5 protein-coding genes and 2 pseudogenes are annotated in these 10,275 nt (G+C 70.7%); all 7 read right to left on the reverse strand.

From position 1 onward, the window contains the following. Nucleotides 1-2,168 (reverse strand): annotated as a pseudogene (locus ACFU99_RS19280) (hypothetical protein); the annotation flags it as partial. A 98-nt stretch (nt 2,169-2,266) separates the two neighbouring features. Continuing rightward, nucleotides 2,267-4,042, reverse strand: a complete 1,776-nt coding sequence (locus tag ACFU99_RS19285) for a WXG100 family type VII secretion target (RefSeq protein WP_384393370.1) — start codon at nt 4,040-4,042, stop codon at nt 2,267-2,269. Between the two features lie 291 nt (nt 4,043-4,333). Beyond that, the gene (locus ACFU99_RS19290; protein WP_384393373.1) at nt 4,334-4,921 is read right to left on the reverse strand and encodes a hypothetical protein; all 588 of its coding nucleotides are present in this window, start codon (nt 4,919-4,921) and stop codon (nt 4,334-4,336) included. Between the two features lie 78 nt (nt 4,922-4,999). Continuing rightward, a complete protein-coding gene (locus ACFU99_RS19295; protein WP_030884221.1) occupies nt 5,000-5,290 on the reverse strand; it encodes a WXG100 family type VII secretion target in 291 nt (96 codons plus the stop codon). 86 nt (nt 5,291-5,376) lie between these two features. Then, nucleotides 5,377-5,712, reverse strand: a complete 336-nt coding sequence (locus tag ACFU99_RS19300; RefSeq protein ID WP_384393376.1) for a WXG100 family type VII secretion target — start codon at nt 5,710-5,712, stop codon at nt 5,377-5,379. A gap of 133 nt (nt 5,713-5,845) precedes the next feature. Then, nucleotides 5,846-9,154, reverse strand: coding sequence for a right-handed parallel beta-helix repeat-containing protein (locus tag ACFU99_RS19305; protein WP_384393379.1), 3,309 nt, complete (start codon nt 9,152-9,154; stop codon nt 5,846-5,848). An 11-nt stretch (nt 9,155-9,165) separates the two neighbouring features. Next, a pseudogene (locus ACFU99_RS19310) lies at nt 9,166-10,275 on the reverse strand (hypothetical protein); the annotation flags it as partial.

Here is a 10,275-nt window from a genome sequence, read left to right on the forward strand (position 1 = left end):
GCGGCGTCCGACCAGCCCTCCGAGGAACCCTGTAGCAGCCCGGAGGCGTCCGAGGGCTCGCTGCCGGTGCCGCGGCTTGCGGCACCGGCGCCCATACCGCCCATCGGCATCATCGGCATGCCGGCGCCGCCCTGCCGCGCCGCTTCCGGTCCGCCCGGGGCACTGGAGGACAGGCCGGAGTCCAAGTGACTTCCGGTGCTGTCCGGCGACAGGCCATCGGCGGGCAGGCCGTCGCCGGAGCCGTCCAGCCTCAATCCGTCCTCGGGCAGACCGCGCGGCGAGAAGTCCAGCCCCTCGCCGCCGGACGCGGTGCCGCCGCCCACCTGCCCGATGTCGTTCAGCCGCGTCGAACCGCGCCACGGCGCCGAGTCGCCCCGCAGGAGACCGGAGGCATCGGAAGGCCCGCCTCCCGATCCCGCTCCGGCCCCACCAGCCCCGCCTGCGCCCATGCCACCCATCGGCATCATCGGCATACCGGAACCGCCGGCCTGGCCCGTGGCGTTCGTCCCACTGGTCCCCGGCGGCATCGAGGCCGTCTGGGGGCCTGCGGAATCCAGGCCGGTGTCCGGGTGGTACGAGGAGACAGGCTTCCTGTCCGGAGAACCGGCGGACAGACCGGTGCCCGGATACGAAGAGGCAGACTTCCCGCCCGGAGAACCAGCGGACAGACCGGTGCCCGGATACGAAGAGGCAGACTTCCCGCCCGGAGAACCGGTGGACAAGCCGGTGCCCGGGTAGTGGGAGACCCCGCTGAAGTCAGGTGCCTTGATCCCGGAGGTGTTCAGGTTCGGCAGGTTCGCCGACGAGTGCGGGGCGCCATCGCCGGTGCCGGCGCCCGTCCCCGTACCGCCCCCGAGGTTCCCGTTGTCGTGCAGACCGAGGTCGCCCGTGTACGGCTTGGGCGTGAAGTTCGCCTTGGAGCTCGTGGGGGCGTTCCTCGTGGACGTGCCGCCCAGCCCCAGGCCCGGGGGAGAGCTCACCTTCGGCATCGCCATGGCGGGGTTCAGGGCCGCGTCCATGGCCGGGTCGGCGACGCCGGAGCCGGGCATGGTGCTGCCCGGACTGCCCAGGCCGGTGTCCGGGTAGGCAGTGGGACTGAAATCGCCGCTGTCGGGGAGGAGCGGGCTCTTGACGGAGTAGTGGCCGGCCTGCCCGTCGCCGCCCCCGGGCGAGGTGCCGCCGTAGGAGGCGGGGCTGGTGGACTCGTTGGGGGCGTCGGTGCCGCCCAGACCGGTATTCGGGTAAGCGGTGGGGCTGCCGATGTCCGGTGCGCCGGTGCCGAGGCCCGGGAACGAGGTGTGGTCAGGGACATTGCCGGCGCCCGGTCCCCCGCCTGCGCCCAGATCCGGCATCGCCTCCGCATGACCGCTCCGGTACGGGTCCGGCATGTGACCGCCCGCGCCGGGAGGGCTGGTGGGGTTGTAGGGCCTCGGGTTGGGCGAGGTGTACGGCAGCCCCCCCGGCCCGTTGCCCGGCAGGTTCGGCGAGTACCCGCCGTAGGGGTTGTACGGGTTGGGTACGCCTGAGCCGAAGCCGGCATTCGCGGCGCCGCCCGCCCCCGGGTTGTGGGGTGAGGTCGGCTGGACGACGTTGTCCTCAGTGATCTTGTAGTGCGAGCCCAGGACCTTCATGACCTGCGCCATGTCCGAGGACATCATGGAGACGAGCTTGGGTTTGGCGCCGATGTGCACCGAGCCGTTGTCCATCATCAGGCTCGGGTCCTGCGCCAACGCCTGCTGGGCGTAGAAGTGGTCGATGTCCATGATCTTGTTGCCGGCCTCGCGCAGATGTGCCGCGTTGTTCGCCAGCTGCTGCGGGATGTCGTAGTCCCCGGTGGCGCCGCCCGAGAGCGTGTCACCCAGCTTCTGCACCTGCTGGGTCAGAGTGCCCATCACCCCGTGGAGCGCCTGTGCCGCGGCACCCTTCCACGGTCCGTTCTCGCCGGCCAGCGCGTCCGACTGCTCCTTGATGGCCTGGGCACTCTGCTGGATCACCTGTTCCGCGTACCAGAAGGAGTCGGCCGCGTCCTGGACGGTCTGCGGGTCGACCAAGGACTTGGCGTTGACGTTGTTCTCGGGGTGATCCGGGTCCTGGCCGGTGACGGCTTTGACGACCGCTTTCCAACCCCACGTGGAGTAGTCCCCTTGATCATTCCAGTCGTCGGACATACCGCCCCCGCTCCCTTCCTCCCCCGAACATCGATGACGCGGCCCCTTGCCGCCGCGCGTGGCCCGCGCACCGCGGCACGGCACCCGGCCTCAGCGGATCAGAATCCGGGCAGTCCGGCCTGTTCGCCGCTCTGCGCGGGCACCTGCGGAACCTGCTCCGTCCGCATGCGGTACTGCGGGGTATCCCCCGTCGGCACAGTCTCACTGCGGTACGACACGTCCTGTCTCGGCGCCTCGTTCCCCATTCCGGACAGATCCAACGCCGGGTGCTGATGCGATACCTGCGACTGCGGCATCTCCTGCGGCTGATCCGTGGGAGCCACCCGTATCCGCGGCATCGCCGGCTCCGCACGCCTCAACTGGACCGACTCCGACCCCTCCGGCGCATCCTCCGGCGGATCCATGGGAGCCACCCGCGTCAGCAGCCTCGCCGGCTTCAGACGCCTCAACTGAACCGACTCCGACCCCTCCGGCACATCCTCCGGCCGATCCGTGGAAGTCGCCGGCACAGCCCGCGTCAACGTCCTCCACTGCGACTGCGGGACCGTCGCCGGGTCGGCCGGGGCCGGCGCCCCGGGGGGAGAGCCGTACGGCGACATGCCGGGCATGGCCGGGGAGGTCACCCCGCCTGTAATCCCAGGGACCACCCCGCCGTACGCCGGCGCGGCCGGCATCCCCGGCGACTGAAGCGGCGTGCCCAGTCGGTTCTGACTCGGAATCAGCGGGTCGGACGGGCCGCCGCCGCTGCCGGTCACCGGGTTCGAGAAGGAGACGTCGGGGACCCGGTCGATAGTGACTTTGTAGTGCCCCGCGAGGGTGATGAGCACCTGGCGCATGTCGCTGTCCATCATCGGGGGAATGGCCTTGACCTGGCTCACCGCGATCTGGCCGTTGTCCATGACGATGTCATCGGAGAACTTGCCACGGTGGTCGTTGTAGTAGTCGACGGCTTGCTGCGCGTACCAGTTGTCGATGTCCATCAACTTATTGATCGCGTCCCGCAGATGCTGACTGTTGTCCGCCAGTTGCTGGGGGACGTTGTTGTCGCCGGTGATGCCGCCGGTCAGCACGTCGGTCAGGTTCGAGACCTGCTGGGACAGGTTCTTCATCACGCCGTAGAAGCTCTGGGCCGCCGCCCCCTGCCATGAACCGTTCTCACCCGCCAGGGATTCGGTCTGGGCGTCGAGATTGTCACCGGCCTCCTTCAGCACCTGCCCCGTGTACCACAGGGCGTCGGCGGCGTCCTGCATCGACTGGGGGCTGGAGGTCAGGCTGCCGTTCACGCTGGTGTCGTCGGGGTCATACCCGGTGACGTGCGCCATGACCTGCTTCCAAGTCCAACTGCTGTAGTCACCGGTGCTGTCGAAGTTCGAGTCGGGGTCCGTCTCGGAGCCCGTCTCGGAGCCCGTCTCGGAGCCCGAGCCCGTGGTCGTCTCGGAGCCCGAGCCAGTGGTCGTCTCGGAGCCCGAGCCAGTGGTCGTCTCGGAGCCGGGGACAGTGGTCGTCTCGGAGCCGGGGACAGTGGTTGTGGTCGTCGTGGTCGGGGCCGTCGACCCGTAACCCGTGTCATAACCGCCCGTGCCATTACCCGAGCCATAACCCGACCCATAACCAGCCGGAGGCACCGACTCATAACCGGCGTCCGTCCCATAGGTGCCCGAGCCGAGAGTGCCGCCATAGACGCCGGGAGTGCCGCCGTAGACGCTGGGGTCCAGACCGTAGGAACCGGTTCCGTATCCGTTGGTGTAGTCCTCCGGAACGATCTCGGTGCCGCCCAGGGGATACTGGGCCTCGCCCCCGTAGCCCGCCGGGACGGGCTCGTAGGTGTACCCGCCGTCGCCGCCGGTGTTGTAAGAGGTACTGTTCTCGGTCATTGCTGGTAGACCCTTCGCCCCGTGCTCACAAGGCGCACCACCCACCCTGGGCGTTGCGTCTTCCCCGTCTCCCTCGGCCCCTTCTTCCCCTTCTTCCTGTTCTTCCTCTTCCTTCCGAGCCCCCCGTCACGTCCCGGGGCGTTCGTACTTCCGGTTCCCGGCGAGCTGCCGCGACCAACCGCAAGACCGCGTGGCCCGGGGTGCTACCGGACCATCGCGGTCTTGGCGTTCTCATCCGCTCCGGCAGTGGCACCCGAACCGGGCCGGCCATCATGACGGCCGTCGTGACGCCTACGCAGTGGTGCTGCCCGACGTCGGCGGCGAGTCGGCCCCAGCGGTCTGCCCCACCGCCGCGCTGTGCTGCTGGAAGCTCTGGAGATCGGACTGCGCCAACTGCATGAGCTGATGCAGCTCGGAGCCCGCCTTTTCGTTGACCTCTTCCATTGTCGAGTACCTGTTCGCCAACGTCCGGATCTTGTCGGCGACGTCCATCAGGGCCTGGCGCAGGTCGTGCATCGACACGGCAAGGCCGTCCTGCAGCCCCCCGCCGCCGTCACCGCCGCTGATCTTCGCTTTCAGCGCGGTCGCCTCGGTGAAGGTACCGGGCGCGATCGGCTGCAGGTTGACCACACGCTCTCGGGCCGACCCGACCGCCTCCGCGATGGTTTCCAAGTTGTCGGCGAACTGCTTGAGCGCCCTGGTGTCGACGGAGACATCGCCACCCGCATCGGAGGAAATCGCCGGGACCGTCGGCATCCCCGGAATCGCCTGGCCGGTGTCGACCGTGCCCGTACTGGAGTCCGAGTAACCGCCGCCGCCGTAATGCTGCGGGTCACCGGACGACGAACTTGACGAACCGGACGACGAATTGTTGTTCATGCCGTAGTTCGTGTCACCGGGACTGACCACCGCGCGTCATCTCCCCATTATCCGAGCCGAGTTGCTCACGGATATCGCTCACTGATCCCAGAGGTTGACGCCGTACTTCTCGCCGCTGGTGTAGGACTCGCCAATGTTGCCGAGCGACCGGGTGGCCTGTACCGACTGCTGCTGCATGGCCGCGGCGGCCGCGTCCCACTTGGCCTTCGCCACGTCATACGCCTGGCGGGCGTCGCTGGACCACTGGGCGAGGTTTTGCTTCGCGCCGTCGTCCAGATCGGCCAGCGTCTGCTGGATCTGCTTGGAGATGGCGGCCATCTCGCCGCCCACGAACTCCATCTGCTGAAGGCTTACCTGGTAAGTCGTCATATCGCCCTCTCTTGGCAGGTATCCGGCGCCCGTCGCCGGACCGTCGACGGAAATGGCGCGGAACGGAGTGTCCGCGCGAACGTGGTTCAGAATCCGGGCAGTCCGGCGCCAATCGCGCTGTTCAGCGTGGACGCCTCGTCCTGGGTGGTGCTGTGGACGTTCTGGTAGCTGCCGGTGTTGGCGGCGAGCTTGTCGGTGACGGCCTGGAGCTGCTGCTTGACGATGTTGCAGTTCTCCAGCCACTGGTTCAGGGCGTTGGTGAACGACCTGGCCGCATCACCGGTCCAGCCGCCCTCCAGAGTGGCGGCCTGCTCCTGCATATTGCTGTAGGACTGCGAGGTCTCGCTCAGGGCATTCTCGAAGTGCGGCTGCGCCGCCCGCATTCCCGTGATATCGACATTCTGCTGCCCGTTGCCGGCCATGGGCTGTCCCTCCGCTCGGGTCATTCCGTCGTGCCATCAACCGTGGCACCGTGCGCTTTCCATTCTTCCGCGGGCCCCCGCCCGCGAAGAACCGCGAGCGACGGTTATTGCCTGCGGATACAGGCCCTGTTGTCTAGTTGTGCGAAACCGCGGCCGGTTCTGGGACCGTGCGCCTCGTGGTCCGCGCCCTTTCCGCGATGCGATCCGCGAGCCGGTGGGCGCCGCGCGCCCCGTCGCTGGGCATCTGGCCGGCGATACGCCCGCTCAGCGCGGTGTGCGTCGCCTCGTCGACGGTGTGGCCGCGGGCGGCGAGCCGCCGGCACATCAGCTCGGCCAGCTCCTCCGCCGTGTAGTCGGGAAAGCGCACGTACTCGGAGAAGCACCGTGCCACGTCAGGCTGTTCGTTCAACGCCTCGCCGAGCCTGGTGTGGGTGCCGCGCAGCACCAGCACGGTCTGCGGGTTGCGGACCGCCGATCCGACCAGGGCCTCCCACACCGCGCCGCGCTCCGCCCGGGGCCGCGCGGCGAAGGCCGCGTCGAGTTCGAGGTCCAGCACGCCGCCGTCCGCCTCGCCGAACAGCCAGGCCGCGAAGGCCCGGACCTCCTCCGGGCGCCCGGCGTGCACCTGCGACAACGCCACCCGGTGTGACGCGCCGTTGCGCAATACCCCGGTCTCGGCGAGGCACTTCGCGTACAGCGTGGCCACCGCCCGGCGTCCGCTGCCCTGTTCCCCGGCGAGCACGACGTTCGCCGCCGGGGCCGGCGTCTCGCCCCGCTGTACCGAGGACACCAGCTCGTTGGTGCGCCTGAGCAGGACCGTGCGCACGTCGCGCAGGCCGCACAGCGCGGCCAGCCGCCGCATGGCGGGCGGCGGTTCGGCCGGAGCCTTGGGGGCGGTCACCGGGGCCTGCGCGAGTTCCGGACCGGGCGCCGGCGACTGGGCGTGGGGGACGTCCTGAGGCGGCTCCGGCTGAGGCTGCCCCTTCCCTTCGTCCTCAAGTTCCGGCAGCCGGCCGACGTCCTCGGCCACCAGCCGGTTCAGCGTCTCGTCGTCACCGGAGGAGGTGGCCAGCCGGGACGCCTGGTTGCTGATCATGGTCTCGAAGATCGACCGGGCGACACGGCCGTTACCGAATGTGGGCCCCTTGGGGATGTCCACGAAGTACCTGGTCAGGGCCTCAAGTCCGGAATCCTCAAGCTCGTAGTAGTGCTTGGCGCACAGGCCCTGCACGATGGTGACGAGCTCGTCGACCTCGTAGTTGGGGAACTCCACGGTGCGGGCGAAGCGGGAGGCCATGCCGGGGTTGGACTCCAGGAACTGCTCCATCTGCTCGGAGTATCCGGCCACGATCACCACGAGCTCGTCGCGGTGGTCCTCCATGAGCTTCATCAGCGTCTCGACGGCCTCCTGGCCGAAGTCCGGTCCGCTGCCGCCCGACTGGTTGGTGAGGGTGTACGCCTCGTCGATGAAGAGGACGCCGCCGAGCGCCTTCTCAAAGACCTCGGCGGTCTTGATCGCCGTACCGCCGATGATCTGTGCGACCAGCCCCGACCGGGAGACCTCGACAATGTGGCCCTGTCCGAGGATGCCGAGTTCGGCGAGGACCGCGCCGTAGAGCCGGGCGACGGTGGTCTTGCCGGTGCCGGGCGGACCGGCGAAGACGAGGTGGCGGCTCATGGGCGGCATCGGCAGGCCCATCTCCAGCCGCCGCTGGGCCATCTTGTTGACGTTGATCAGGCCGGTGACCTCGCGCTTGACGCTGTCCAGGCCGACCAGGGCCTCAAGCTCGGCCAGCGGCCCGTTGCCCGTTCCCGCGGCGGTGCGCTCCTCCCTGCCGGGCCGGGCGCCGTCCTTCTTGTCGCGCACGCCGGCGCCCGCCCCGGCCCAGGCCGGTTCGCCCGCCGCCTGCTTGGGCCGCTGTTCCTCCTCGTCGCCGCGCAGGCGGTTGAAGCCGGTGCCGCCGTTGTCGGTGACCTCGCAGCGCTGGACGGTGACGGGTTCCTCGGAGTTGCTGCGGACGCCGTCGCCGACGTTGCCGGTGATGATGCAGTCGCTGATGTCGGCCCGGCCGGACGCCTGGACGTTGACGCCGTTGCCGCCCGCGTCGTGCACCCGGCAGCCGGTCGCGGTGAGCGCGCCGCCGCCCAGGACCCGCGCGCCGTCGCCGGCGGAGCCGGTCAGTTCGCTGCCACGCAGCACGGCCTCGCCGTCCGTCCCCACCAGCACGCCGGCGCCGTCGACGGTGGAGGAATCCACCTCGGCGCGCGCCCCGCCGGATACCGCGACGCCCCACTCGCCCGCCGCGCGCAGCCGGACGTCCTCGAACACGGCGGTGGCGTTCTCGGACAGTTCGACGCCGACGCCGTGGTCGATGGCGAGGTCCGCGTGGCGCAGCTCGACGCGGGAGGAACCCGACACCCGCAGCCCGGCGCAGTCCTCCGTGACCGACAGGTCCCGGAACTCGGCGCGGGACTCGCCGCGAAGCTGGAGCGTGGTCCGCTTGGCGCACTGCACGCGCAGCCTGTGGAACTCCGCCTGGCCGGCCTCCTCGATGAGGATGGCCATCGGTGCGCCGCTGATCAGGCAGTCCTCCAGCCGGGGGGCGGAGCCCCCGGTGGACTGGAGGCCGCTGACCTTCGCCGAGGTGAGGTGGCAGCCGCGCAGCAGCGGGGCGGCTCCCCCGCCGACGTGCACAGACTGTTCGCCCGACCCGCTCAGGGTGCAGTCGGTGAGGGTGGTGAGGCCGGTGCTGGTCAGATAGGCGTCGAGGCTGGCGGACTCGGTGACGGTGACCCGCATGAGTTCGGCCCTGGCCTGCTGCTCCACCACGAGGGCCGGCTTCTGGCTGCCGGTCACGGTGGTGGTCTCGACGGTGACGCCGCCCTGTCCGTTCACGCAGATGCCGTTGCCGCCGACGCGCTCCAGTACGCAGTCGCGGACCGTCAGACGGCCCTTGTCGGCGACGACGACGGCGGAGGAGCCGAGGTCGGTGACGGTGGTGCCTTCCACGGTGTTGTCGCTGTCGGCGGTCACCACGATGCCGGCGCCGCCGGGGTTGGTCAGCCGGCAGTTCCGCGCCGCGAGGTGCCCGGCCTGCCAGCACAGCAGCGCGGCCCAGGCATGGTCGCCGGTCACCGTGCAGCCGTCGAGCTCCGCCTGGCCGCGGCGTACGTCCAGCACGGCCGCGTTGGCGTCGGAGCCGCCGAGGGTGAGTCCGGTGAGCCGCACCGCGTCGGCGTCCACCACGACCGTGCTGCCGACCGGTGACTCCAGCCGCACGGTGCCCGGATCGCCTTCGGCGGAGAGCGTCACCGCCCGGTTGAGGGTGAGCGCCTCGGTGTAGGTGCCCGGCGCGATGGCGATGAGGGCGCCCTCGCCCGCCGCCGCCAGCGCCTGGGAGACCGTTCGGTAGGCGCCGCTCCGGGTCGCTGAGACCTTCAAGACCTGACGGTTCACTGGTTCCGCCCTCTCCGCGGCGCTGTGTTCGAGGCAGCGGGCGGCCGCGGCCCGGCTGTCCTGCCCGGGTGGGACTGCACCAGCCCGGGAGCGGAACGGAAGGCGTCCGCGTACTCGTCGGGGAGCGGATCGCCCACCGGGGTCCCGGTGTCCGACTCGGCCTGCTTCCACAGGGCGTGGAGCTGGTCGAGGCCGGTCAGGGCGATCTCATCGAGCGGAACGCGCTCTTCGCACAGGTTCCCGGCCTCGTCGACCTCGGGTGCGGCCAGCTCTCGCAACAGCACGGCGGGGCGGTCGCCGGCCACCACGCGCAGTACCTTGAACCGGGTGCCGGGCGTGAACACCAGGCGGTCGGGGACTTCCGGCGCCAGCAGCCCGGTCCGCCGGGCCGTCAGTGACCAGAGCACGATGTCGGTGTTGCCGCTCAGGCCCCTGCGGACGGAGGACAGGGCGGACAGGAACGAGTACTCCGTGACCGGCTTTCCCTCCTCGTACCAGGCGCGTTCGGCGTCGCTGAGCGTGGCCCGCAGGAGCGCGCCGCCCCGGTAGGACGGCAGCCGGCGCATACCGGCCGTGGCGCAGCGCGCGAGGGGCACGTGCGGTCCGGAACTGGCGGACCGGATGGCCGCGTCGATGTCCGGGGTGGAACCGGAGAGGTACAGCCGCATGGCCGCGAGGTCGGTGAGCGCCTCGCCGGCGGAGCCGGGCGGGCCGCCGGCCAGTCCGGGCGACTGCGAGAGCACGCGGGCGACCACGGCCGCCGCGTTGTCGTACCGGCCGCCGAGGCTGCGGCGCACCCAGTCGCGTTCCTTCTCGACCCCCTTCGGGGACGGCCGGACGCTCGCGGCGGCCGAGGGCACGGGCTGGGCCCGGACCGTGCCCGGCTCCGCGTCGGCGAGCGGTGGCGGCGCGGGCACGACGGCGTCCCGTACCGGTCCCGGGTCCGCGACGGGCGGTGTCGGCCCGGCGGCCGGCGCCGGTTCGGGCATCGGGGGCGGCTGCGGGGCCGGTGGCGGTGTGTCGTCCCGGTCGGGGGCGGGCGGCGTCGGCGCGGAGGGCCGCTGTGAGGGCGCGGACTCCAGGCGGATGCTGGGCATGCTCGGCCC

It is taken from the genome of Streptomyces sp. NPDC057654, from assembly GCF_042800135.1.
Classification (GTDB): Bacteria; Actinomycetota; Actinomycetes; order Streptomycetales; family Streptomycetaceae; genus Streptomyces.